This is a genomic window from Sphingosinicella soli (assembly GCF_014199685.1).
Lineage (GTDB): Bacteria > Pseudomonadota > Alphaproteobacteria > Sphingomonadales > Sphingomonadaceae > Sphingosinicella > Sphingosinicella soli.
This window is the reverse complement of record NZ_JACHNZ010000008.1, coordinates 56,436-79,775: the sequence shown is the minus strand read 5'-3', so window position 1 is coordinate 79,775 and position 23,340 is coordinate 56,436. Positions and strand designations below refer to the sequence as shown.

Below are 23,340 nucleotides of genomic sequence, written 5' to 3'. Positions count from 1 at the left end.
CTCAGGCGCGCAGGAAATGCCAGATGAGAAGCGCCCAGCCCGCGATCATCAGCACGCCGCCGATCGGCGTCACCGCGCCGAGCCAGCGCGGGAGGCCGAGCGCCATCAGGTAAAGCGTGCCCGAAAAGACGATCGCGCCGGCGGACATCGCCCACGCGGCGGTCGGCGCGCGGGCCATCACGGTGAGCGCGGCGGCGGCATGGCCAAGGCCGTAGAGCGCGCCGGTCGCCACCCACGCCTTCGCCTGCGCGTCGGTCATGGCATGCGCGCCGAACGCGCCGACGATCACCGCGAGGAGACCGTTCAGCGCCGCCAGCGCGCCGAGCATCAGTTGGCGGCCCGCATCAGCTCGCGCGCGATGACGACGCGCATGATCTCGTTGGTGCCTTCAAGGATCTGGTGGACGCGCAGGTCGCGGTACAGCTTCTCGATCGGATAGTCCTGCAAATAGCCGTAACCGCCGAACATCTGCAGCGCGCGGTCCACGACCGACATGCCGGTGTCGGTGGCGAAGCGCTTCGCCATTGCCGAGAACTTGGTCTTGTCGGGCGATTTCGCCGTCACCTTCGCGGCGGCGGCGTAGAGCAGGATGCGCGCGGCTTGAAGCTCCGTCTCCATGTCGGCGAGGCGGAACTGCGTGTTCTGGAAATCGGCGATGGCCTTGCCGAACTGGCTGCGCTGACGTGTGTAGGCGATCGCCTCGTCGATCGCGCGCTGCGCGCCGCCCAGGCTGCACGCGCCGATGTTGAGGCGGCCGCCGTCGAGGCCCGCCATCGCGATCTTGAAGCCGTCGCCCTCGCCGCCGACGAGGTTTTCCACCGGCACGCGCACGCCGTCGAAATTGACCTGCGCGGTCGGCTGCGCGCGCCAGCCCATCTTCTTTTCGTTCGCGCCGAAGCTGACGCCCGGCATGTCCTTCTCGATGACGAGGCAGGAAATGCCCTTGGGCCCCTCGCCGCCGGTGCGGACCATCGTGACGTAAACCTCGTTCTCGCCCGCGCCCGAAATGAAGGCCTTCGATCCGGTGACGACATAGTGGTCGCCCTCGCGCACCGCCTTGGTCTTCAGCGCCGCCGCGTCCGATCCCGAACCCGGTTCGGTGAGGCAATAGCTCGCGATCCGGTCCATCGAGACGAGGCTCGGCAGATACTTCGCCTTCACGGTGTCGCCGCCGAAGCCGTCGATCATCCACGAGGCCATGTTGTGGATGGAGATGAAGGCGGAAACGGCGGGGCAGCCATAAGCCATCGCTTCCATGATGAGCGCGGATTCGAGGCGCCCGAGGCCGATGCCGCCGGACTCTTCGGACACATAGATCGCCGCGAAACCAAGCTCGGCTGCGGATTTGATCGTGTCGCGCGGGAAGACGTGGTCTTCGTCCCACTTCGCCGCGAAGGGCGTGATGGCGTCGGCGGTGAAGCGCTGCGCCATTTCCTGGATCGCGCGCTGGTCGTCGGTGAGGTCGAACTGGGTCATAGGCTGGTTCCTATAATGGCCTCGGCCTCGATTTCCACCTTCCATTCCGGGCGCAGCAGCGCGGCGACCACGACCATCGTGGAGGCAGGGCGGATATCGGAGAAAACGGCCCCGTGAGCGCGGCCCACGGCATCGGCATCGGCGGCATCGGTAAGGTAAATGCGCGTGCGCACGACGTCCGCCGCACTGCCGCCGAGCTGCTCGATCGCGGCAACGATGACCGCAAGGCAGCGCGCGGTCTGCGCCTCCGCGCCGCCCGGCGTGGAACTGCCGTCGGGCTCGACGGGCGCGGTCCCCGAAACGAGAATGCGGTCCCCCACGCGCACGGCGCGGGAGAAGCCGATCGTGGCCTCGAAGGGAGAGCCTGAGCTGGCTTTGGTTCGTATCGTCATGGTTCCTCGCTTGCCCCTCTCCCCGGCGGAGAGAGGGAGCCTTCTACTTCCCCCTCGCCCCTTTGGGGAGAGGGCCGGGGAGAGGGGGCTCAGGGCTTACCCCATCGTGGGGATGACGAAGGCGTTGCTGCCGTCGGGCGAGCCGTCGGGCCAGCGCTGGGTGATGGTTTTCACCTTGGTCCAGAATTTCACGCCTTCCATGCCGTGCTGGTTGGTGTCGCCGAACGCCGAGCGCTTCCAGCCGCCGAACGTGTGGTAGGCGACCGGCACGGGGATCGGCACGTTGATGCCGACCATGCCGACGTTGACGCGCGCCGCGAACTCGCGCGCGGCGTGGCCGTTGCGCGTGAAGATGGCGACGCCGTTGCCGTACTGGTGCTCCGCCGCGAGCGCGAGCGCGTCTTCGAAGCCGTCGGCGCGGACGATCTGCAGCACGGGGCCGAAGATTTCCTCCTGATAGGTGCGCATGTTCGTCTTCACGCGGTCGAACAGGCTCGGCCCGACGAAGAAGCCGTCCTCGTGGCCCTGCAGGCTGAAGCCGCGCCCGTCGACGACAAGCTCCGCGCCTTCATCGACGCCCATCTGGATATAGTTCTCGATCTTCGCCTTGTGCGCGGCGGTCACGACCGGGCCGTAGTGCGCCTCGGCATCGGTGGAAACGCCGACACGCAGCGCGGCGATCGCCGGGAGCAGCTTTTCGCGCAAGGCCCCGGCGGTCTTCTCGCCCACCGGCACCACGACCGGAAGCGCCATGCAGCGCTCGCCCGCCGAGCCGAAGGCAGCGCCCGCGAGATCGTTCACGACCTGGTCGAGATCGGCGTCGGGCATCACGATGCCGTGGTTCTTCGCGCCGCCCATCGCCTGTACGCGCTTACCGGCGGCCGCGCCGCGCTGGTAGACATAGTGCGCGATGTCCGACGAGCCGACGAAGCTGACCGCGTGAATGTCGCTGTGGTCGAGGATGGCGTCCACCGCGCTCTTGTCGCCGTGAACGACGTTGAGCACGCCCGCCGGAAGCCCGGCTTCCATCATCAGCTTGGCGAGTTCCACCGGCACCGAGGGGTCGCGCTCCGAGGGTTTCAGGATGAAGCTGTTGCCGACCGCGATGGCGACGCCGAACATCCACATCGGGATCATGCCCGGGAAGTTGAACGGCGTGATGCCCGCAACGACGCCGAGCGGCTGGCGCATCGAATAGACGTCGATGCCGGGGCCTGCGCCCTGCGTGTATTCGCCCTTCAGTGCGTGCGGGATGCCGCAGGCGAATTCGATGACCTCGAGCCCGCGCTGGATATCGCCCTTCGAATCGGCGATCACCTTGCCGTGCTCCGACGAGAGCAGCTCGGCGAGACGGTTCATGTCGCGCTCGATGAGGCGCTTGTATTCGAACATCACGCGCGCGCGGCGCTGCGGGTTGGTCGCGGCCCAGCCGATCTGCGCGGCTTTCGCCACCTCGACCGCGCGGGCGATCTCGGCGTCGGTCGCGAACTGCACGCGCGCCTGCACCTTGCCGGTGTTGGGGTTGAACACGTCGCCGAAGCGGCCGCTGGTGCTGCGGACGCTCTCGCCGCCGATGAAAAGGTCGATTTCGCGCAAGGTGCCGGACATGCTGTTTCCCCAAGGATAGGCCGTAAGTGGCGTTGGCGCGCTTATCCGCCTTCGGCCTTCGTGGAGCAATTCCCCAGATTCGCATTACGCCACTGCGATTTTGCAGTATGGATGGATAGTGAACTGGGACGACCTGCGCATTTTCCTGTGCGTCGCGCGCACGCAGCGGCTGAACGCGGCGGCGCGCGAGCTGGGCGTCGACGCGACCACGATCGGCCGCCGTCTGGCGCGGCTGGAGCGCGACGTTGATGCGACCCTCTTCGAGCAGGGCCCGGCGGGCTATGTGCTGACGGAGCGCGGCCGCGCGCTTGTCGAGCACGCGGAATCCGCCGAGCAGGCGGCGCTGCGCTTCGGCGGCGATGTTTCCGGGGAAGCCGGGCCGGGCGGCACGGTGCGCGTCAGCGTGGTCGAGGGTTTCGGCACATGGATCGTGGCGCGCGCGCTGCCTGATTTCCACCGCCGCCATCCGCGCATCGTCATCGATCTCGTTGCGGGCAGCGGCGTGCTGAGCCCGTCGCGGCGCGAGGCCGATGTCGCGATCATGCTCGCCCGCCCGCAGCACGGCCCGCTGGTGGCGCGCAGGCTCACCGATTACCGGCTCGGCCTCTACGCAAGCCCGTCCTATATCCAGAGCGCGGGAATGCCCGCCGCGCGCGCCGATCTCCTCGATCACAGCATCGTGGGCTATGTGCCCGATCACATCTTCACGCCGGAACTCGATTATCTCGGCGAGGTGCTGCCCGGCCTTGAGCCCGCGATCCGCAGCACCAGCATCAACGCGCAGTGGGAAATGGTCGCGGGCGGCGGCGGCATCGGCGTGCTGCCGCGCTTCATGGCCGCCGAAGACCCCCGCCTCGTACCCGTCCTCGCACAGGACGTTTCCATCCGCCGCAGCTTCTGGCTGGTGATGCACCGCGACATGCGCCGCTTCGCCCGCATCGCAGCCTTTTCGGCATGGATCGACGAGGTGGTGGCGCGGCGCCGGGACGTGCTGCTGTAGGGCGTGTGGGGATTCAGCCCAGGACGGGCTGCAAACGGCGGCTTTCTCCGCTTCCGGTGCTCACGTACCCTCAGGTACGCTGCGCGCCGGTTCTCGAAATCCACCATTTTCGCTCCGCCCTGAACTGAATCCCCACACACCCTGGAACGAGGCTTTTCGCGGCGGCTGCCGATTTGACGTTCCGATCAAGGCTTCTATCGGGGCGCGGGAAGGTCCGCGCGCCCTCCGCCGAGGGGGTGGTTCCGCGTGTAAAGCCGGATGTAGAGCCGGCCTGCCGCGAGATCGGCGCGGGCGCGGGAATCGAGTTGCAGTTCGGAACGGCCCTCGCGCTCACCGGGGCGCAGCAGGCCGGCGATGACGGGGCCGGGTTTCCCGTCCTCGGTGCGTTGCAGCGTCAGCGCGACGGGCGCATCGCCGTTCAGCCTGCCGAGGCGGGCGTCGTAGATCAGCCGTGCGGTCAGCGGTTCGAACGTGAAGGAAACGTCGGCGCGCGGACCGTCGCCTGCGGTCCGCACCTTGAAATGCACCGGCGTCGGCGCCTTGCCGCCCGCGAGCGGCGGCGTGCTGAACGGCGCCGTGCGCGGCTGCGCGGCCTGTTCCCAGCCGTAGGCGATGCCGAGCAGCCTTGCCTCGTCGAAGGGTTTGCCGAGCAGATCGAGCCCCACGGGCAGTGCGTTCACGCTGAGCCCCAGCGGGATCGACAGCGCCGGAAGCCCCGTCACCGCGCTCATCGCGCAGGTGCCCGTCCCGAACATCTCCGCGCCCCAGATCGGCGGCGGCTGCAGCGCGCTTGGATAGGCGAGCACGTCGACGCCGGCCTTCGCCATCGCATCGAGCAGCATGCGCCGCGCTTCGGCGCGTTTCGCGATCGCTTCGGCATAGGCTTTTTCGTCGCGCGCCTCGGCGGGGTTGCGCAGCTTCAGGCGGGCATCGACCGCCTCGTGGACGAGGCCCTTGCCGGTGATATCGGAAACCGACGTGATCGGGGCGCCGGGATGGCGCGCAAGATAGTCCGCAAAATCATACCGGAATTCGTGCGCGATCACGCTTGCCGCTTTCAGCACCGGCTCGATGTCCGCGATCGTCACATCGACAAGCGCTGCGCCTTCGGCCTTCATCGCCTCGAGTGCGGCAAGCGTTTTGTCGCGCATCGCCCCGTCCATCAGTTCCGTGGTCATCAGCGCGCGCAGCACGCCGATGCGCGCACCCTTGAGTTCGGGGCGGAGCCCTGCGCGATAGGCGGGGGCGGGGCGGCCGGTCATGGCCCCTGTCACCGCGTCCGCCGGATCGGCGCCCACGGTTGCATCCAGCATGATCGCAAGGTCGGTGACGCTGCGCGCCAGCGGTCCCGCCTCGTCCTGCGTCGAAGACAGCGGCATCACCCCCGAGCGGCTCGAAAGACCCGCCGATCCGCGCATGCCGAACAGGCTCTGATACGCGGCGGGGATGCGGATCGATCCGCACGTGTCGCTGCCCATTCCGGCGGCCGCGAAGCTCGCGCCGATGCCTGCGCCGGTGCCGCCGCTCGATCCGCCCGGAGAGCGGCGCGGATCATAGGGATTGCGCGTCTCGCCGCTCAGTGAAGAGACGTTGGTGACGCTCATGGCAAGCTCGTGCATCGCCGTCTTGCCCAGGATCACCGCCCCCGCCTCGCGCAGGCGGCGGACCTGAAAGGCGTCGGCGGTCGCGCGGTAGGTGGCGAGCGCGAGCGTTCCGTCGGAGGTCGGCAGCCCTGCGACGGCGAAATTGTCCTTGATGAGCACGGGGATGCCGTGAAGCGGCCCGCGCGGGCCTTTTTCGGCGCGCTCGCGGTCGAGCCGGGCGGCATCCTCCAGGGCGTCGGGGTTGAGCGTGATGACCGCGTTCAGCTTCGGGCCCTTCCGGTCGTACGCCGTGATCCGGTCGAGATAGGCCTGAACAAGCGCGCGCGCCGTGGTGCCGCCCGCCGTCATCGCCTCCTGCAGTTCGGAAATCGACTTTTCCGCCACTTCGAATCGGGCGGGTTCCGCGGTCGCGGGCGTAGCGGCGAGCAGCAGTGCGCCCAGCGCGGGGATAAAGGTCTTCATCGTGCCGAGCCCCCCAGCAATGTCATCAGCGTGCGACGATAGCCCGCGCCGCGCGCATGTCATCAGCCGGGCTCATGCTTTCTTGTGATTGACACATCCTGACAAGAAAATGATGATCCCGATCAGGATAGCCGCTTGGGCTTGAACGGGGAGGCGGCGATGAAGGCAGCATTGGTGTTGGGCATGGCGCTTGCGGTCGGTTTCGCGCCGGTCGCGCAGGCGCAGGAGTCGCCCGCCGGCAAGGTCGACATGCGCTGGGGCGAGCGGATCCCGCTGCGCGACGGCGTCAAGCTCAGCGCCACCGTCTATCTTCCCAGGGGGCAGGCGGCCGCCGCGCCCTGCATCTTCACGCTGACGCCGTATATCGCGCAGAGCTACCATGATCGGGGCATGTATTTCGCCGCGCACGGCCTGCCGTTCCTCACCGTCGATACGCGCGGGCGCGGCAACTCCGAAGGCGAATTCCGCCCGCTCATCCAGGAAGCGCAGGATGGTCACGACGTTGTCGAATGGCTTGCGAAGCAGCCCTATTGCAACGGCAAGGTTTCGATGTGGGGCGGGTCGTACGCGGGTTACAATCAATGGGCGGCCGCGAAAGAGGGGTCCGCGCATCTCGCCACGATCGTTCCCGTCGCCTCGCCCTATCCGGGCGCCGATTTCCCGGCGCGCAACAATATCGCGTATCCGTATCTGATGCAGTGGCTGACGTTCACCGACGGCAAGACCTCGCAGGGCAATATCTTCGGCGATTCCGATTTCTGGACATCGATTTCCCGCGAGCGCTTCGAAAAGGGCGAGGCGTTCAGCACGCTACCGCGCATTCTGGGCGGCGAGCAGAAAACGCTGGTCGAATGGATTTCGCATCCCGAGGTTGATGCCTGGTACGACAGCTTCGCGCCCACCGACGCCCAGTTCCGCGCGTTCGACATACCGATTCTCTCGATCACGGGCAGCTACGACGGCGATCAGCCCGGCGCGTTCGCGTTCTACAAGCAGCACATGAAGCTCGGCTCGGCGAAGGCGCGCGCGAACCATTATCTCATCGTCGGCCCGTGGGATCACGCGGGCACGCGCACGCCCAGAGCCGATGTCGGGGGGCTCACGTTCGGCCCGGCGAGCCTTGTCGATCTGCCGAAACTGCATGTCGAATGGTACAAATGGGCGATGGCGGGCGGCGCGAAGCCGGACTTCCTGAAAAAGCGCGTCGCTTACTACGTCATGGGCGCCGAACGCTGGCGTTATGCCGATACGCTTGAAGCCGTGACGGCGGAGGAAAAGCCCTTCTTCCTCGATTCCGTCGCCAACGCCGACCGTGTCATGGCATCGGGATCGCTCTCTCCGGCTGCGGCGGGCAAAGGCGGCGCAGACAGCTATGTCTACGATCCGCGCGACGTGTCGGGCGCGGCGCTCGAAGCGAGCCTCGACCCGAGCCGTCTGAACGATCAGACGCTCGTGCTCGCCCGGGACGGCAAGCAGCTCGTCTATCACAGCGCGCCGTTCGACAAGCCTACGGAAGTCTCCGGCTTCTTCCGCCTTTCGGCGTGGATCGCGATCGACAAGCCGGACACGGATTTCCAGGCGGCGGTCTACGAGATCACCAGCGACGGCGGCAGCATCATGCTCACCAACGATGTGCTGCGGGCGCGCTATCGCGAGTCGCTGCGCGAAGCAAAGCTGGTCACGTCGAAGGCGCCGCTGCGCTACGATTTCGACAAGTTCACCTTCGTTTCACGGCAGATCGCGAAGGGCAGCCGCCTGCGTCTCGTGGTGGGGCCGATCAATTCGATCCACATGCAGAAGAACTACAACTCGGGCGGCGTCGTCTCGGATGAAACGATGGCGGACGCGCGGCCTGTCACCGTGAAGCTGCTCCACGACAAGGCGCACCCGAGCGCGCTCTACATTCCCTTCGGCCAGCCCGAATAGGGGGTCAGCGCGCGTTCTGCCTGGCGAACCACGGTTCCAGAAGGGCGATCGCGCGCTCCACCCGGTCGGTTGAAACGGCAAAGCTGATGCGCATGAAGTGGTGGCCTTCCACCGGATCGAAATCGATGCCGGGCGCGGTGGCGATGCCTGTGTCTTCAAGGATGCGCATGCAGAACGCCATGCTGTCGTCGGTCAGGTGGCCGATGTCGGCATAGATGTAGAATGCGCCGTCGGGCGGGGCGATGCGGCGCAGCCCCATTTTCGGCAGCGCTTCCAGCAGCAGCGCGCGGTTGCGGGCGTAGGTGGCGATATGCCCGTCCAGCTCGTCGCGGCATTCGAAGGCTATGAGGCCCGCGTGCTGCGACAGCGACGGTGGCGTCAGGAACAGGTTGCCCATGCGCGCGCGCGCCGCGCCGATCAGGTCCGGCGGCACCACCAGCCAGCCGAGCCGCCAGCCCGCCATGCTGAAATACTTGGAAAAGCTGTTGACCACGAGCGTATCGGCGGAAAATTCCAGCAGCGAACGCGCCGGGCCGACATAGCTTATGCCGTGATAGATCTCGTCGGAAATGATGCGGATGCCCCGGCGGCGGCAAACCTCTGCAATCGCGGCGAGTTCGTCCGGGGGGATGATCGTGCCGGTCGGGTTGGCGGGGCTTGCGACGATCAGGCCGTCGGGCGCCGGGTCGATTGCCTCGATCGCGGCGGCCGTCACCTGATACCGCTCCGCCTCGCCGCAGGGCAGCTCCACCGGCACCATGTGCAGCGCTTTCAGCGTGTTGCGGTATGCGACATAGCCGGGCCGGGCGAGCGCGACGCGCGCACCGGGGGCGAACAGGCACGACAGCGCCATCACGAAGGCGGGTGAGGCGCCGTTCGTCAGGATGATCTGCTCGGGGTCGAGCGGGATGCCGTACGTTTCCTGATAGTGGCGCGCGATGCGCGTCTTGAGCGGGATGCTCTCCCAGTATCCCATGCCGTCCGTATCGAGGATGCGGTGCGCCCCGGCGATCGCCTCTGCGGGCGCGCCGGTCGAAGGCTGGCCGAACTCCATATGGATGACCTCGCGTCCCTCCGCCGAAAGGCGGTGGGCGAGGCGGCTGACGGCAAGGGCGTGAAAAGGATCGATTTCGGCGGTCATGGCTGCGGGTTAGAGAGGCGCGGGGATACGCGCAAGGGGGAGGGTGTCGTGCGCCCTTCTCTCCGGCTAAGGTGTTGTTGAACAATGTGCGCCATGAACCCGGATGGTTGTGGCGGAGACGGGAATCGGTGTTGGAAGATCGAGTGGCGCGAACCAGCGGTATCGACGGGGGCAATCGGTGAAACAGGCGATCCTCGGCTCCCTGCGCACGCTCGGCGGTTTCGCGGCGGCGCGCGCGCTGACGGCGGGCAAGCTGCGCATTCTCTGCTACCACGGGCTGTGGACGCTGGATGCGCCGCCGTTCGGCAACCGTCTGTTCATGCCGCATCGGCAGTTCGCCGATCGCATGACGTGGCTCGCGGGCTCGCCGTATCCGGTGTTGCCGCTCGGCGAAGCGGTCGACATGCTTGCCGACGATGCGCTGCCGAAGGGCGCGACCGTCATCACCATCGACGACGGCTGGTCCTCCACCTACACGCACATGCTGCCTGCGCTTGAAGCCTGCGGGCTTCCCGCGACCGTCTATGTCTCGACCTATTATGTCGAAAACGACGGCCCGGTGGCGAACGTGGCCGCCAACTATCTCGCCGAGCGCGCGCCTGCGGGCACATACGACCTCGCCGGTGTCCTTCCGGGCCTCGACGCGCCGCTCGTGCTCGGCGACGCCGCGAGCCGCGACCGGGCGGGAGACCTGCTGCGCACCGCCGTGGACGATGTCGGCTTCCAGCCGCGCATGGTCGGCCTCGCCGAAGTGGCGAACCGGCTCGGCGTCGGTACGGAGCCGTGGTGGTCGCAGCGCCAGTTCCACCTGATGCGCCCCGAAGAGGTGCAGGATGCCGCCCGCCGGGGCCTCGATATCCAGCTCCACACGCACCGCCACAAGGGCCTGCACCGCTACATCGACGCCCTGCCGCAGGAGCTTGCCGACAACCGCGCCTCGCTCGCCGCCATGCTCGGCGGCGCGCATCAGGACCATTTCTGCTACCCGAGCGGCGGTTTCGACGCGCGCGGGGAGGCGATGCTCGCCGAGGCGGGGATCAAATCCGCAACGCTCGTCACCGAAGGCTTGAACGCGCCGGGCACGAACCCATATCGCTTGCGGCGGTTCCTGGACGGCCGGACGGTGAGCGAAGCAAGCATCGACGCCTATCTCTCCGGTATCCTCGACATCGCCGAGCGGCTGCGCTAGACGCGCGCCAAATCCGAAAGATCAAGTGAGAAGGCGCCGACGGCATGGCATCCTACCAGTACAGTTATGTGATGAAGGGCCTCACGAAGACCTTTCCCGGCGCGCCGAAGCCGGTTCTGAAAGACATCCACCTGCAGTTTCTGCCGGGCACCAAGATCGCCATCATCGGCGTGAACGGCGCGGGCAAGTCCACGCTGATGAAGATCATGGCGGGCTACGACAAGGAGTATCAGGGTGAGGCCTGGGCCGCCGAAGGCGTGCGCGTCGGCTATCTGTCGCAGGAGCCGCAGCTCGATCCGACGAAGACCGTGAAGGAAAACGTCATGGACGGCGTCCGCCCGGTCGCCGACATGATGGACCGTTTCAACGAAATCTCCACGATCATGGCCGATCCGCCCGAAGACGCGGATTTCGATGCGCTGATGACCGAAATGGGCGAGCTTCAGGAAAAGATCGACGCGGTCGACGGCTGGACGCTCGACAACCAGCTCGAAATCGCGATGGACGCGCTGCGCTGCCCGCCGGGCGATGCGGGTGTCGAGAACCTCTCGGGCGGCGAGAAGCGCCGCGTGGCGCTGTGCCGACTGCTTCTTGAAAAGCCCGAAGTGCTGCTGCTCGACGAGCCCACGAACCACCTCGACGCCGAAAGCGTCCAGTGGCTGGAACGGCATCTGATCGACTATGCGGGCAACGTCATCCTCGTGACCCACGATCGCTACTTCCTCGACAACGTCGTCGGCTGGGTGCTGGAGCTTGATCGCGGTCGCGGTCTGCCGTTCGAAGGCAACTACTCCAAATGGCTTGAGGCGAAAGCCAAGCGCCTGGAGCAGGAAGACCGCGAGGACGAGGGCCGCCAGAAAGCCATCAAGGAAGAGCTGGACTGGATCCGCCAGTCGCCCAAGGCGCGCCAGACCAAGTCCAAGGCGCGCATCAAGGCCTTCGACGAACTCGTCGAAAAGCAGAACGATCGTCGCCCCGGCGCCGCGCAGATTCTCATCCAGGTGCCGGAACGTCTCGGCAGCACGGTGATCGAAGCCAAGGGCCTCACCAAGGCCTACGGCGACAAGCTGCTCTTCGAAAACCTTGAATTCACCCTGCCGCCGGGCGGCATCGTCGGTGTCATCGGCCCCAACGGCGCCGGCAAGTCGACGCTGTTCAAGCTCATCACCGGTCAGGAAACGCCCGACGGCGGTTCGATCAAGGTCGGTGATACGGTGAAGCTCGGCTACGTCGACCAGAGCCGCGATCATCTCGATGCGAGCAAGAACGTCTGGGAAGAAGTCTCCGGCGGCAACGAGCGTTTCTATTTCGGCAAGCACGACATCTCGACGCGCGCCTATGTCGGCGCCTTCAACTTCAAGGGTGTCGATCAGCAGAAGAAGGTCGGCCAGCTTTCAGGCGGTGAGCGCAACCGCGTTCACATGGCGAAGATGCTGCAGAAGGGCGGCAACGTGCTGCTGCTCGACGAGCCGACCAACGATCTCGACGTCGAAACCCTGCGCGCGCTCGAAGAGGCGCTGGAGAACTTCGCAGGCTGCGCCGTGGTCATCAGCCACGACCGCTTCTTCCTCGATCGCCTCGCCACGCACATCCTCGCGTTCGAGGGCGACAGCCACGTCGAATGGTTCGAAGGCAATTTCGAAAGCTACGAAGAAGACAAGCGCCGCCGCCTCGGCGACGAAGCCGACCGCCCGCACCGCATGAGCTACAAGAAGCTCACGCGGTAAGGACGATTAGGCGCAGGCCTTGATATCGCCCGCGCTGAGGCCGGTGGTGTTGGTGATGTTCTTGAGCGTCAGTTCGCGCGCGATAAACGCCGACGTGTAGGTGATGTCGCGTTCCACGAAGATCGGCGCGATGCTTTTCAATATACTGTTGCTGACGGGAAAGAACCACGGCGTGTACCGATAGGTCACTTCGGCGACCAGAATATTGTTCGGATCGGTGACCATCATCCCGTTCACGTCGTCGATCGAGGCATCGTCCTTGCCTTCGCCCTGGTCGCCGATCTCGCTCGCCCGGGCGAGCTGGCCTTCGCAGCGCTGCCAGCGGATCCAGTGTCCATCATCGTCACTGTTGCGCGTAATCGAGCTGAGAACGATTCGTCCGTTCGTATCGAAATCGTCGAACGATGCGGACATCTGCGAGCCCATGAACAGTGCGTTGATGTTCGCTTCATCGATGCTGGAGCGGTAGCGGGCCGCAAGGTCCGCAGTGGAGGTCGCGATCCGCGAAAGCTGCTGGTGCGTGAGCGCGAGATGCACAAGCTCAAGACCGCCGAGCAGCGTCACCATCAGAAGCGGCAACGCGAGTGCGAACTCCATGAACGCCACGCCCGATTCATCGTCGCGAAGGTTTTTGGATGTTCTCCGTAGGGCACGAATCCGTTTCGTCGTCATGACGGAATGCAGACCTCTTCGGGCGGGGGAATCTCGATATTGCTGAAGGGCTCGTTCTTGATCACGGCGTTCGCCTGGATGGTCATGTTGTCTTTGCCCCCGTTGATAATGGAGGAGGTCAGCTTGAAGATCATCGGGTAGGTAACGGTGACGCCGTAATAGAGAATGTCTTCGGCGTTGCCGAGGCCGTCGGAACCCATATCCGCGTCCCAATTGCCGTTGCCGTTGATGTCGAGAAAACAGTCGCCGGGACCGGGGCTTTCGCCGTCTGGAATCAGCGTCGTCGGCGGCTCGGGCTGCCCTACGGCACCGAAGGCGGTATAGCTCTTTCGTTCGATCTCTGCCGAGGCGCCTTTGATCTGGCCGATTTTGCTGTTCAGTATCGCGTCGAGTTCTTCAGCCGTTGAGCCGCCGGTCGCAGCCAGACGCGAAACTTCACGCAGCGATCCCTCCACGTTCGATTTCGCATAAGCCAGATAACCGAGTTCGATGCCGCCCATCAGCAGCGTCATCATCGGCAGGCTGAGCAGCGCGAACTCGATGATGTAGCTGCCGCGCTCATCCCGGCGCAGGCGACGAAGCGGATTGGGCAGATGCTTCATGGCGCGGCCTATTTCGACACGCGCAGATAACCGATGTTCTGCGCAATCTTCTGGAAGGCCTCGTTCAGATCTTCGGCGGTCTCCGCGACATAGTAATCGTCTTCCGAAGTTGCGCAGTCGCGGATCGCGTTCTTGTCGGTCGTGCCGATCGAGGTGGAGAAGGCTACGGTCGAAACTTTGACGCCCTGCTTCTTGGCCGCTTCGCAGATCATGCGGAAGCGTGCGCGATGCTCGACCTTGGGTTCGGTTGTGTTGGATCGCGTTCTGTGATCCCACAGATACTGGCCATAAGCCGAATAGCTGATGCCGGGATCGATTTCGCCATCGGACATGAAGACGATGTAGCGGTTGACACCCCGTTCCTCGCCCGTGTGTCCGGGCGCAAGGTAAGTGCTGTCGTTGGGGAACGGCGCGCCGGGGCTGATAAGCGCCAGACCCCAGTACATGCCGAGTTCGTGATAAGTGCCGCCGGCAGGTTCGAGTGCGTCGAGATAGCTGCCCAGCGCCGTTACGCCGTCGGCATCGATCTGCGTAAGCAGCTTGGCCTCGTTCGGGCAGTTCTTGTTGGGCCCGGTCGTGGCCACGCCGTCCTTGTAGTGGCCTGCCGTTGTCAGGCTCGAGTAGCTCGTATCATAACGCACAGCCTTGCTCGTGTAGGTGCTGCTGTCGTTCTGCATACGCCAGTTGAGGTTGGCCCAGGGTTGCTTCGTAATGTCCATGAACGTCGCGTTCGGCCGATACTTGTTGCCGGTCACGGTAACGCCGCCGACTGAGGAACTCGCCCAGGGCGGCGCGAAGTACGGTCGCCATTTCGGTGCGACCTGTCCTTCTACTTCTACTCCCGGCGCGGCGTCGATGACATCCCATGCACCCTCAGGGATGGTGTTGTAGGGGGCGCTCGATGCGTTGATGGTCTTAACCGTGCTGCGGGCCTCGACGCAACCTTTCCACGCATAGGGGTTGGTAGGCGTCGTTTCAGCAAGCCCGGCCGAGACGAACGCGTCCAGGTGCAGATTTTCATCGTCGTAAGTGCCCGTCACGGCATAATTCTTCCAGGCGTATTTTCCGCTCACGGTCGCCATGTAGGGCTCGCCGATATTCGTAGAATACGGTTCACCCGAATAATCGATGTAGTCGGGGTCTTCAGCGTAGAGCAGCTTGCCGACGTTGACGCCCTGCGAATAGGGAACGATGCCGACGCGCACGCGAAGCCCGCTGCTGCTCAGCTGATCTTGAAGATCTTTGAGGATATCGAGAAATTCCTTGGAGGCGTCCCGCAGCGCGATCATGCGCTCATCGTCGCTTCCGCTGTTTTTATCGACGTCCCACCGCATCGATCCGGTCACGTCAACGACGAGCACCACATCGACGTTCACGCCCGACCGGCGCGCCGAACATTCGGCGTTGAGGTTCATCGACTGGATGCCGGTGATCTTCAGAAGCTGCGTCGGCATTGCCGTCGCCAGCGTAATGGTCAGTTCGCCTTCGTCGTCGATCTGGGCTGTACGCGTGATCTCGCCGGTGTCGAACTTGCCTTCCGGAAAGTTGTAATCCAGGAACTTCTGGATTTCCAGATCCGCCGTCGAACCGGAAATCACGGATCCGCCGCCGTCCGTGTCGTCCTTCATCATCACCTTGCGCCCCGCAAGCGCGGCGGCATCGCATGCCTGCGCGAGCCTTGCCTCGGCCATGTAGGCGCGGGTGAGGTCTACGCCGCCGCCGATCGCGCCGACGAGGGGAATGATGGAAGCCGCCACGATGGCGAGTGCATTGCCTTTCTGGTTGCGCGCAATGCGTGAAAGAAAGGTCGACGACTGCATGGCATTCATGCGATTGCCCGGCGTATTGCTGCCCAGCGACATAGTGTTCACCCCCGAAGTGCGCAGCTCGCAAAAGTGCGCATGACCAAGGATGCATAACGGGAAATGCCTAAGAAGCTGTTGAGACGGCTGGTTAATGGCTGATCAAACCGGCGGAAATCCGCGCGTTGCCGAAACGACTTCCGAAATGGAAGCAATTGTGCGGACGGAAGACCGGGATCGGTACGTCGCGACGCTGTTCGCTCCGGCCGCCGCGAGGCCGGGTCTGTTCGCGCTTCACGCCTTCGATCTCGCGCTCGCCGAGGTGGTGCGCACCACGACCGAACCGCAGATCGGCATGATCCGGCTCGCCTGGTGGCGGGACAGCGTGCAGGGCGTTCGCGAAAACCCGGTCGCGGGGCAGCCCGTCCTCGCCGCTGTTGCGGCTGCGGCGCTGGATCCGGCGCTGCTCGCGGCGCTGGCCGAGGCTCATATGGATGCGCTCGACGGCGCGGGCCTCGGCGAAAGCGGCGCGCGGCTTTTCGGCTGCGGAGCTGCGCTGCTCGGCGCGGAAGATGTGGGCGGGCTCGCCGAAGCGGGTCGCTTCTGGGCCCACGCGAGCGCGCGCCGCCGGGGGGCGGAAGCCGACCTTCCCGCTCTTCAACGATGGTCGTTTGCGCCCGTCGTGCGGCCTGTCACGGCGCTTGCGGCGGTTGCCCGGCGCGATGCTGCGGGCAAGCGGGAACCGCGCGGCGCGGCGGGGCGGCAGTTCGCCATCCTGCGGCATGTGCTGACGGGCCGGGTCTGACAGTGCGAGCGTGACAGGGTCGAAACGAACCCGCTAGGCTAAGGCTTCGAATCGCATCGAGGGGGCAGGGATGACGATGGTTTGGCGCTGGGCGGTCGGCGGAATCGCGGTGACATTGCTTGTGGCGGCGGCAGTCGTGGTGAGCGGGGAGGACGAGCCTGCAACCGCGCCGCTTCCCGAAGCGCCGCCGGCCGTTGCCGCCGCTGCGCTGCCCGAACCCCCGCAGGCGAGCGAGGCGACGCGCGAGGAAAAACGCTTCCGCCGCTACGACCGCGACCGCAACGCCAGCGTCAGCCGCGAGGAGTATCTTCGCGCGCGTCGGCAATCGTTCGACAGGTTCGATACGGACGGCGACGGCGTGCTCAGCTTCGCGGAATATGCGGTGAAGCAGAACGCGCGCTTCGATGATGCCGATGCCGACAGGTCCGGCGAACTCACGGCCGCGGAGTTCGAAAAGACACGCACGGTGCGGGCCGCCGCGAAGCCCAAGCCGGAATGCAACTGCGCGGATTAGGGTGCGGCGATCCAGCCATCGAGATCGGCAAGCGCCCGCTCCGCGTAGGCAGCCTTGCGCGACTTCTTGGGAACGCGCGCGTCGAACGGCGGGAACAGGCCGAAGTTCACGTTCATCGGCTGGTACGTCTCGGCCACCGCCTCGCCGGTGATGTGCGCGAGCAGCGCGCCGAGCGCGGTCGTGCGCGGCGGCAGGTCCGGCGTCTGCCCGAGCGCGTCGGCGGCGGCGAAGCGGCCCGCCAGCAGGCCGACGGACGCGCTTTCGATATAGCCTTCGCAGCCGGTGATCTGCCCGGCGAAGCGGATGCGCGGATCGGATTTCAGGCGCAGCATGCCGTCGAGCAGCACGGGGGACTTGATGAACGTGTTGCGGTGCAGCCCGCCGAGCCGCGCGAACTCGGCGTTCTCCAGCCCCGGTATCGTGCGAAAGATGCGCACCTGCTCGGCATGGCGCAGTTTGGTCTGGAAGCCGACCATGTTCCACAGCGTGGCGGAGGCATTGTCCTGCCGAAGCTGGACGACGGCATAGGCCTTCTTGCCCGAACGCGGATTGGTGAGGCCGACCGGCTTCATCGGCCCGAAGCGCAAGGTTTGCGGGCCTCTTTCCGCCATCACTTCGATGGGCATGCAGCCTTCGAAATAGGGGGTGCTGGCCTCCCATTCCTTGAACACGGTCTTTTCGCCGGTCATCAGCGCCTCGATGAAGGCGCCGTACTGCGCTTCGTCCATCGGGCAGTTGATGTAGTCCTTGCCGTCGCCCTTGTCGTAGCGCGACTGGAACCACGCCGTCTCCATGTCGATGCTGTCGCGGTGCACGATCGGCGCGATCGCGTCGAAGAAGGCGAGGGCGTCCTCGCCCGTCTGCGCGCGGATCGCTTCGGCGAGCGGCGCGGCCGTCAGCGGCCCGGTGGCGATGATCGTCTGGCCCCATTCGGGCGGCGGCAGACCGTCCACGCGTTCGCGGCGGATTTCGATCAGCGGTTCCGCTTCGATCGCGGCGGTGACGCGCGCCGAAAAATCATCCCGGTCCACGGCAAGCGCCGAGCCCGCAGGCACGCGCGCGGCATCGCCGCAGGTGAGGATCAGCGAGCCGAGCCGCCGCATCTCCTCGTGCAGCACGCCCACCGCGCTCGCATTCGGGTCATCCGATCGGAAACTGTTCGAGCAGACGAGTTCGGCAAGCCCGTCGGTATGATGCGCGTCGGTCCCCTGCACGGGGCGCATTTCGTGGAGGACGACGGGAACGCCCGCACGGGCGAGCTGCCATGCGGCCTCCGAACCGGCGAGGCCGCCGCCGATGACGTGAACGGTTTTCAACATAGCGCGGGGATATGGAGAAGGCGCGCCGACGTCCAGTGTTGCGTGGCGGGCCGCTCTTTGCGATGAGCGGCACAATGTCGCGCCGCATCCTGATCGTCACGGGCCTGTACCCGCCAAACGCGCCGACCGCGACGGTGCGCGCGCCGAAGTTCGCGCGTTTCCTGCTCGATCGCGGTCACGACGTTCGCGTGCTTTCCGGGCAGAACCTGCAGTTCCCGGCGGCGGTCGATCCCGAGATTCCCGCCGGGCGCATCACCGCCGTGCCTTATGTGCGGCGCGGGCGGGCGGCGCCGATGACGGAGGCGGATCAGCCCGTGCCGGGCGCGAAGGCCGGTGAGGAAACCGCCGCGCAGCCGGGCGGGCTGCGGCGGCTGATCTGGCAGCTTTCCTACCTCCCCGATCCGCATATCACGTGGATCGACCCGGCGGTTGAAGCCGCGCTGGCGTGGGACTGGAAGCCCGATGCGATTTTCTCCACCGGCCCGCCGCATTCGAGCCATCTGGCGGCGGCGAAGCTGTCGCGGGCATGGGGCGTGCCGTTCGTCGCCGAGCTGCGCGACCTGTGGGCCGACAACATCTACCAGAACGAAAGCGTCATCGCGAACCGCGTGAACCGCTGGCTGGAACGCCGCGCGCTTGCGAAAGCGGCGGCGCTGGTCGCAGTGACCGAGGGCAGCGCCGCGATTCTGGCGCGGCGCTACGGCAAGCCGGTGGTCTGCGCGGCGAACGGCTACGATCCCGCCGATTTCGAAGGACTGGAGGACGTGCCCGCGCTCGATCCCGAGCGGCTGACCATCGTGCATGCCGGTTCCACCTACAACGGCGGGCGCTCGCCCGAGCCGCTGCTCGCCGCGCTCGCGCTGCTGAAGCCCGATCCCGCGAAGCTCGCGGTGCATTTCTGGGGCGAAGACAGCCACGTGCCGATGGCGATGGCCGAGCGCACGGGCGTCGCGCATCTGGTGCAGGCGCACCCGCCCATCGGGCGCGGCGAGGTGCTGCGCATCGAGCGCGCGGCGGACGTGCTGCTGCTGCTGCGCTTTTCCACAGAGGGCGAGAAGCACGTCGTCGCGGGCAAGCTCTACGAATATGTCGGCGCCCGCCGCCCGGTGCTGTGCCATGGCCAGCAGGAAGGCGAGGCGGCGGACATCATCCGGCGCACGGGGATCGGCCTTGTCAGCAACGATCCGGCAGCGGTTGCCCAGTGGCTGTCGCAAAAGCTGGCCGAACGCGCGAACGGTCGTCTCCCCGACCTTCCCACGGGCGCGGCAGACGGCCTGACGCGCGCGGCACAGTTCGAGAAGGTGGAGGCTATTCTTTCCGTGCTGGCTTGATCTGTCATGATTTGTCATGATACATCTTCCTGACGGAGAAAGATCATGTCGACAATCGCTCGTGAAAAATTCGCTACGCAGGTCAACACCGAAATCCTGTCGGAAGTGCGCGAACTTGCGCAGCGCGAGGGCCGCCAGATTCAGGCGCTTGTGGATGAGGCGTTGGCCGATCTTGTGGAAAAGCATAATCGCGCCAAGCCGCGCGCCCATGTGATGGCCGCCTATCAGGGCAGCCATGCCCGCTTTGCCGAGCTTTACAAGAATCTTGCGAAGTGACCGATTATCTGACGCTGGCCGATGTGCTGGCGATGCATCAGGATCAGGTCGAACGCTATGGCGGCGCTCACGGGCTGCGCGATCCCGGCCTGCTCGAAGCGGCGCTGTTTCGTCCGCAAACCGGCTATTACGCCGATCTGATAGAGGAAGCGGCGGCACTTTGGGAAAGCATGGCGCAAAACCACCCCTTCGTGGATGGAAACAAGCGTACGGCTTTCGCGGCGATGTACACGTTCCTCGCGATCAACGGGGCGAATTTGAACGCCGAAGCCGATGAAACCTTCCGGTTCATCAGCGGGCTCTACGAAACGGGCACCTTCCGCTTCGAGGAGCTTGTGGTGTGGCTGCGCGCGCATGTCGCGCAGCCATAGTCACCCAATCGTAACGCTGGCCTTCATGCGCGCGCGCATGTAGAGACTAACGGCATAACCCTATAAAATCCCCTAGAGCGTACAGGAAACCGAGTGGACGCCCCAGAGACCAGCGGCGCCGAGCCGTCCGATATCCGCCCCATCTCGATCGTTGAGGAGATGAAGACGAGCTATCTCGATTACGCGATGAGCGTGATCGTAGCGCGCGCGCTGCCCGACGTTCGCGACGGTCTGAAGCCCGTCCATCGCCGCATTCTCTACACCGCCTACGAAAACGGCTTCACGTCGAACAAGCCGTATCGCAAGTCGGCCCGCATCGTCGGTGACGTGATGGGTAAATACCACCCGCACGGCGACAGCGCGATCTACGACGCCTTGGTCCGCATGGCGCAGGATTGGTCGCTGCGCGTACCGCTGATCGACGGACAGGGCAATTTCGGCTCGATGGACCCGGATGCCGCCGCCGCGATGCGCTACACCGAATCGCGCCTCGCCAAGGTCACCGACGAGCTGCTGACCGATCTCGACAAGGATACGGTCGATTTCGTCCCGAACTACGACGGCTCCGAGAGCGAGCCTTCGGTGCTGCCGGCGCGCTTCCCGAACCTGCTGGTGAACGGCGCGGGCGGCATCGCGGTCGGCATGGCGACCAACATCCCGCCGCACAACCTCGGCGAGGTCGTGGCGGCGGCGGTGGCGTTCATCGACAATCCGGCGATCACCGTCGAGGAGCTGATGGAGTTCGTGCCCGCGCCGGACTTCCCCACGGGCGCGATGGTGATGGGCAGGGGCGGCCTGCTCAGCGCTTACACGACCGGGCGCGGCTCGGTGATCATGCGCGCGCGCAGTATCGTCGAGGATCGGCGCGGCGACCGCCGCCAGATCGTGCTCACCGAAATCCCCTTCCAGGTCGGCAAGGCGGGCCTCGTCGAGAAGATCGCCGAAGCGGTGAAGGACAAGCGCATCGAGGGCGTGTCCGACATTCGCGACGAATCGAACCGCGAAGGCGTGCGCGTCGTCATCGAGCTGAAGCGCGACGCGACGCCCGAGGTGGTGCTCAATCAGGTCTACCGCTTCACACCGGCGCAAACGAGCTTTTCGTTCAACATGCTGGCGATCCGCGGCGGCAGGCCCGAGCTGCTGAACCTCCGCGACATCATCGCGGCGTTCATCACGTTCCGCGAAGAGGTCATCACCCGCCGCTCGAAGTTCGAGCTGAACAAGGCGCGCGACCGCGCCCATATCCTGCTCGGCCTCGTCGTCGCGGTGTCGAACCTCGACGAGGTCGTGCGCATCATCCGGGGCAGTTCCAACCCCGCAGAGGCGCGCGAAACGCTGATGGCGCGCGAATGGGCGATGGGCGAAATACGCCCCTATCTGGAACTCGTCGAGGCCGTGGAAGGCGCCGTCTACGGCGACACCTACCGCATGAGCGAGACGCAGGTTCGCGCCATCCTCGATCTCCGCCTGCACCGCCTCACCCAGCTCGGCCGCGACGAGATCGGCGCCGAGCTCAAGGAGCTGGCGGTTTCGATCGCCGAACTGCTCGCCATCCTCGGCGACCGCGCGAAGCTCTACGCGGTGATGCGCGAGGAACTCGTCGCCGTCTCGGAAAGCTACGCGACGCCCCGGCGCACGGAAATCGTGCCCTACCTCGACGATATCGATGATGAAGACCTCATCGAGCGCGAGGAGATGGTCGTCACCGTCACGATGGGCGGCTACATCAAGCGCACGCCGCTCGATAGCTTCCGCGCGCAGCGGCGCGGCGGCAAGGGCCGCTCGGGCATGAACACCAAGGATGAAGACGCGATCACGAACCTGTTCGTGACGCTGACGCACACGCCCGTGCTGTTCTTCTCCACGGCGGGCAAGGTCTATCGCATGAAGGTGTGGAAGCTGCCCGAAGGCGCTCCGCAGGCGCGCGGCCGCGCGATGGCGAACCTGCTGCCGCTTGCGGACGGCGAAGTCATCTCCACCGTGCTTCCGCTCCCCGAGGACGAGGCGGAGTGGGGCAAGCTCCACGTCATGTTCGCGACCGCGAAGGGCACCGTGCGCCGCAATTCGATGGATGCGTTCACCAACGTCCCCTCGAACGGCAAGATCGCGATGCGCTTCGACGAGGGCTCGGACGACCGCCTGATCGGCGTCGCGCTGCTCACGGAGGACGACGACGTGCTGCTCGCCACGCGGCAGGGCAAGGCGATCCGCTTCGAATCGACCGCCGTGCGCGAGTTCCAGAGCCGCACGTCCACCGGCGTGCGCGGCATGACGCTGAAAGGCGATGACGAGGTCATCTCGCTCTCCATCCTGCACGGCTTCCCGGCGACCCCGGACGAGCGGGAGGCGTATCTCCGCGCTGCGCCGTGGAAGGAAAACGAAAACGAACCGACGCTCCCGCCCGAGCGCATGGCCGCGTTCGCAGAGGCCGAGGAATTCATCCTCACCGTCTGCGCGAACGGCTACGGCAAGCGGACGTCTGCCTACGAATACCGCCGCACGAACCGGGGCGGGCAGGGCATCGGCAACATCGACAACATCGCCCGCAACGGCCCCGTCGTGGCGAGCTTCCCGGCGCATGACGGTGAGCAGCTCATGCTCGTCACCGATCAGGCGAAGATGATCCGCCTCGGGCTCGACACGCTTCGCGTCATCGGCCGCAACAGCGCGGGTGTGCGGCTGTTCAACGTGGCGGACAACGAACATGTCGTTTCCGCCGCGAAGATCGAAACCGACGGCGAGGAAGACGAAGCCGAAGCCGAAACCGAAGCGGAATCCGCACCCACGGCGGAATGAGCCCCACCGCCTTCAAGATCCTCACGCAAGAGGAATGGCAGCGGCTGAACGCCGAAGGCACATTCGAAGGCACGCCCGTCGATCTGGCGGACGGCTACATCCACCTGTCCGCGCCCGATCAGGTGGCGGAAACCGCGGCCAAGCACTTCGCGGGGCGAGACGATCTCGTGCTCGTCGAAGTCGATCTGGCGAAACTGGAAGGCGTAAAGTGGGAACACTCGCGCGGCGGGCAGCTGTTCCCCCACGTCTACGGCGCACTCCCTCTCACCGCCGTGATACGCGCAGAACCGCTATAACCCCCTCGCCCCACCCGGGAGAGGGCCGGGG

General features: G+C 65.7%; 21 protein-coding genes. 11 read left to right on the top strand and 10 right to left on the bottom strand.

The features are described 5' to 3' along the window. Position 1: 1 nt before the first annotated feature. The 4 genes from GGQ98_RS04940 to GGQ98_RS04925 all read right to left on the bottom strand — a co-directional run bounded on the left by GGQ98_RS04940 (position 2) and on the right by GGQ98_RS04925 (position 3,476). Positions 2–328 carry a DUF423 domain-containing protein gene (locus GGQ98_RS04940; RefSeq protein WP_184065981.1) on the bottom strand — a complete coding sequence of 109 codons (327 nt, stop codon included), beginning with the start codon at positions 326–328 and terminating at the stop codon, positions 2–4. Next, positions 328–1,476 carry an acyl-CoA dehydrogenase family protein gene (locus GGQ98_RS04935; protein ID WP_184065978.1) on the bottom strand — a complete coding sequence of 383 codons (1,149 nt, stop codon included), beginning with the start codon at positions 1,474–1,476 and terminating at the stop codon, positions 328–330. Before GGQ98_RS04935 ends, GGQ98_RS04940 begins: the two co-directional genes overlap by 1 nt. Next, a complete protein-coding gene (locus GGQ98_RS04930) occupies positions 1,473–1,868 on the bottom strand; it encodes a RidA family protein (RefSeq protein ID WP_184065975.1) in 396 nt (131 codons plus the stop codon). Before GGQ98_RS04930 ends, GGQ98_RS04935 begins: the two co-directional genes overlap by 4 nt. 96 nt (positions 1,869–1,964) lie before the next feature. Then, the gene (locus tag GGQ98_RS04925) at positions 1,965–3,476 is read right to left on the bottom strand and encodes a CoA-acylating methylmalonate-semialdehyde dehydrogenase (RefSeq protein ID WP_184065971.1); all 1,512 of its coding nucleotides are present in this window, start codon (positions 3,474–3,476) and stop codon (positions 1,965–1,967) included. A gap of 118 nt (positions 3,477–3,594) precedes the next feature. Here GGQ98_RS04925 and GGQ98_RS04920 point away from each other — a divergent pair, with 118 nt between their 5' ends. Beyond that, a complete protein-coding gene (locus tag GGQ98_RS04920) occupies positions 3,595–4,476 on the top strand; it encodes a LysR family transcriptional regulator (RefSeq protein ID WP_341534137.1) in 882 nt (293 codons plus the stop codon). 194 nt (positions 4,477–4,670) lie between these two features. Here GGQ98_RS04920 and GGQ98_RS04915 read toward each other — a convergent pair whose 3' ends face one another. Continuing rightward, on the bottom strand, positions 4,671–6,542 hold the full coding sequence (locus GGQ98_RS04915; protein ID WP_184065968.1) for an amidase: 1,872 nt from the start codon (positions 6,540–6,542) through the stop codon (positions 4,671–4,673). A 159-nt stretch (positions 6,543–6,701) separates the two neighbouring features. Between GGQ98_RS04915 and GGQ98_RS04910 the strand changes: the two genes are divergently transcribed. Beyond that, positions 6,702–8,468: a CocE/NonD family hydrolase gene (locus GGQ98_RS04910; RefSeq protein WP_184065965.1), complete on the top strand. Its 1,767-nt coding sequence runs from the start codon at positions 6,702–6,704 to the stop codon at positions 8,466–8,468. Positions 8,469–8,472: 4 nt separating this feature from the next. Here the strand turns inward: GGQ98_RS04910 and GGQ98_RS04905 are convergent, their stop codons facing one another. Then, entirely contained in the window at positions 8,473–9,609 is a 1,137-nt protein-coding gene (locus tag GGQ98_RS04905; protein WP_184065962.1) for a pyridoxal phosphate-dependent aminotransferase, read from the bottom strand. Positions 9,610–9,787: 178 nt separating this feature from the next. Here GGQ98_RS04905 and GGQ98_RS04900 point away from each other — a divergent pair, with 178 nt between their 5' ends. Further along, on the top strand, positions 9,788–10,798 hold the full coding sequence (locus GGQ98_RS04900) for a polysaccharide deacetylase family protein (protein WP_184065959.1): 1,011 nt from the start codon (positions 9,788–9,790) through the stop codon (positions 10,796–10,798). 44 nt (positions 10,799–10,842) lie between these two features. Then, entirely contained in the window at positions 10,843–12,525 is a 1,683-nt protein-coding gene (gene ettA / locus GGQ98_RS04895) for an energy-dependent translational throttle protein EttA (RefSeq protein WP_184065956.1), read from the top strand. Positions 12,526–12,531: 6 nt separating this feature from the next. On the opposite strand, the gene GGQ98_RS04890 is transcribed toward ettA, so the two are convergent. The 3 genes from GGQ98_RS04890 to GGQ98_RS04880 form a co-directional block, all read right to left on the bottom strand. After that, positions 12,532–13,122, bottom strand: coding sequence for a TadE/TadG family type IV pilus assembly protein (locus GGQ98_RS04890; protein WP_184065953.1), 591 nt, complete (start codon positions 13,120–13,122; stop codon positions 12,532–12,534). Between the two features lie 71 nt (positions 13,123–13,193). Further along, positions 13,194–13,799, bottom strand: coding sequence for a TadE/TadG family type IV pilus assembly protein (locus GGQ98_RS04885; RefSeq protein WP_184065950.1), 606 nt, complete (start codon positions 13,797–13,799; stop codon positions 13,194–13,196). A gap of 8 nt (positions 13,800–13,807) precedes the next feature. Next, a complete protein-coding gene (locus GGQ98_RS04880; protein ID WP_184065947.1) occupies positions 13,808–15,661 on the bottom strand; it encodes a TadE/TadG family type IV pilus assembly protein in 1,854 nt (617 codons plus the stop codon). Between the two features lie 94 nt (positions 15,662–15,755). Here GGQ98_RS04880 and GGQ98_RS04875 point away from each other — a divergent pair, with 94 nt between their 5' ends. Further along, the gene (locus GGQ98_RS04875; protein WP_184065944.1) at positions 15,756–16,406 is read left to right on the top strand and encodes a squalene/phytoene synthase family protein; all 651 of its coding nucleotides are present in this window, start codon (positions 15,756–15,758) and stop codon (positions 16,404–16,406) included. 70 nt (positions 16,407–16,476) lie between these two features. Continuing rightward, positions 16,477–16,920, top strand: coding sequence for an EF-hand domain-containing protein (locus GGQ98_RS04870; protein ID WP_243451704.1), 444 nt, complete (start codon positions 16,477–16,479; stop codon positions 16,918–16,920). Here the strand turns inward: GGQ98_RS04870 and trmFO are convergent. Continuing rightward, positions 16,917–18,239 carry a methylenetetrahydrofolate--tRNA-(uracil(54)-C(5))-methyltransferase (FADH(2)-oxidizing) TrmFO gene (trmFO, locus tag GGQ98_RS04865; protein WP_184065941.1) on the bottom strand — a complete coding sequence of 441 codons (1,323 nt, stop codon included), beginning with the start codon at positions 18,237–18,239 and terminating at the stop codon, positions 16,917–16,919. The two genes, GGQ98_RS04870 and trmFO, sit on opposite strands and share 4 nt — an antisense overlap. Before the next feature lie 74 nt (positions 18,240–18,313). Between trmFO and GGQ98_RS04860 the strand changes: the two genes are divergently transcribed. The 5 genes from GGQ98_RS04860 (at position 18,314) to GGQ98_RS04840 (ending at position 23,309) form a co-directional block, all read left to right on the top strand. Next, positions 18,314–19,570 carry a glycosyltransferase gene (locus GGQ98_RS04860; RefSeq protein WP_184065939.1) on the top strand — a complete coding sequence of 419 codons (1,257 nt, stop codon included), beginning with the start codon at positions 18,314–18,316 and terminating at the stop codon, positions 19,568–19,570. Positions 19,571–19,615: 45 nt separating this feature from the next. After that, complete coding sequence (locus GGQ98_RS04855; protein WP_184065935.1) at positions 19,616–19,846, top strand: hypothetical protein; 231 nt, start codon at positions 19,616–19,618, stop codon at positions 19,844–19,846. Further along, positions 19,843–20,217, top strand: coding sequence for a type II toxin-antitoxin system death-on-curing family toxin (locus tag GGQ98_RS04850; RefSeq protein WP_184065932.1), 375 nt, complete (start codon positions 19,843–19,845; stop codon positions 20,215–20,217). Before GGQ98_RS04855 ends, GGQ98_RS04850 begins: the two co-directional genes overlap by 4 nt. A 93-nt stretch (positions 20,218–20,310) precedes the next feature. Further along, positions 20,311–23,013 (top strand): DNA gyrase subunit A, encoded by a 2,703-nt coding sequence (gyrA, locus tag GGQ98_RS04845; protein WP_341534136.1) that lies wholly within the window; start codon positions 20,311–20,313, stop codon positions 23,011–23,013. Further along, the gene (locus tag GGQ98_RS04840; RefSeq protein ID WP_184065929.1) at positions 23,010–23,309 is read left to right on the top strand and encodes a DUF952 domain-containing protein; all 300 of its coding nucleotides are present in this window, start codon (positions 23,010–23,012) and stop codon (positions 23,307–23,309) included. Before gyrA ends, GGQ98_RS04840 begins: the two co-directional genes overlap by 4 nt. The last annotated feature ends 31 nt before the right edge of the window (positions 23,310–23,340 follow it).

What these genes read in the sequence shown, in the direction of transcription:
- GGQ98_RS04940 (WP_184065981.1), bottom strand. Translation starts at nt 328, where the DNA reads ATGCTCGGCGCGCTGGCGGCGCTGAACGGTCTCCTCGCGGTGATCGTC.
- GGQ98_RS04935 (WP_184065978.1), bottom strand. Translation starts at nt 1,476, where the DNA reads ATGACCCAGTTCGACCTCACCGACGACCAGCGCGCGATCCAGGAAATG.
- GGQ98_RS04930 (WP_184065975.1), bottom strand. Translation starts at nt 1,868, where the DNA reads ATGACGATACGAACCAAAGCCAGCTCAGGCTCTCCCTTCGAGGCCACG.
- GGQ98_RS04925 (WP_184065971.1), bottom strand. Translation starts at nt 3,476, where the DNA reads ATGTCCGGCACCTTGCGCGAAATCGACCTTTTCATCGGCGGCGAGAGC.
- GGQ98_RS04915 (WP_184065968.1), bottom strand. Translation starts at nt 6,542, where the DNA reads ATGAAGACCTTTATCCCCGCGCTGGGCGCACTGCTGCTCGCCGCTACG.
- GGQ98_RS04910 (WP_184065965.1), top strand. Translation starts at nt 6,702, where the DNA reads ATGAAGGCAGCATTGGTGTTGGGCATGGCGCTTGCGGTCGGTTTCGCG.
- GGQ98_RS04905 (WP_184065962.1), bottom strand. Translation starts at nt 9,609, where the DNA reads ATGACCGCCGAAATCGATCCTTTTCACGCCCTTGCCGTCAGCCGCCTC.
- ettA (WP_184065956.1), top strand. Translation starts at nt 10,843, where the DNA reads ATGGCATCCTACCAGTACAGTTATGTGATGAAGGGCCTCACGAAGACC.
- GGQ98_RS04890 (WP_184065953.1), bottom strand. Translation starts at nt 13,122, where the DNA reads ATGGAGTTCGCACTCGCGTTGCCGCTTCTGATGGTGACGCTGCTCGGC.
- GGQ98_RS04885 (WP_184065950.1), bottom strand. Translation starts at nt 13,799, where the DNA reads ATGAAGCATCTGCCCAATCCGCTTCGTCGCCTGCGCCGGGATGAGCGC.
- GGQ98_RS04880 (WP_184065947.1), bottom strand. Translation starts at nt 15,661, where the DNA reads ATGTCGCTGGGCAGCAATACGCCGGGCAATCGCATGAATGCCATGCAG.
- GGQ98_RS04875 (WP_184065944.1), top strand. Translation starts at nt 15,756, where the DNA reads ATGGCTGATCAAACCGGCGGAAATCCGCGCGTTGCCGAAACGACTTCC.
- GGQ98_RS04870 (WP_243451704.1), top strand. Translation starts at nt 16,477, where the DNA reads ATGACGATGGTTTGGCGCTGGGCGGTCGGCGGAATCGCGGTGACATTG.
- trmFO (WP_184065941.1), bottom strand. Translation starts at nt 18,239, where the DNA reads ATGTTGAAAACCGTTCACGTCATCGGCGGCGGCCTCGCCGGTTCGGAG.
- GGQ98_RS04860 (WP_184065939.1), top strand. Translation starts at nt 18,314, where the DNA reads ATGTCGCGCCGCATCCTGATCGTCACGGGCCTGTACCCGCCAAACGCG.
- GGQ98_RS04855 (WP_184065935.1), top strand. Translation starts at nt 19,616, where the DNA reads ATGTCGACAATCGCTCGTGAAAAATTCGCTACGCAGGTCAACACCGAA.
- GGQ98_RS04840 (WP_184065929.1), top strand. Translation starts at nt 23,010, where the DNA reads ATGAGCCCCACCGCCTTCAAGATCCTCACGCAAGAGGAATGGCAGCGG.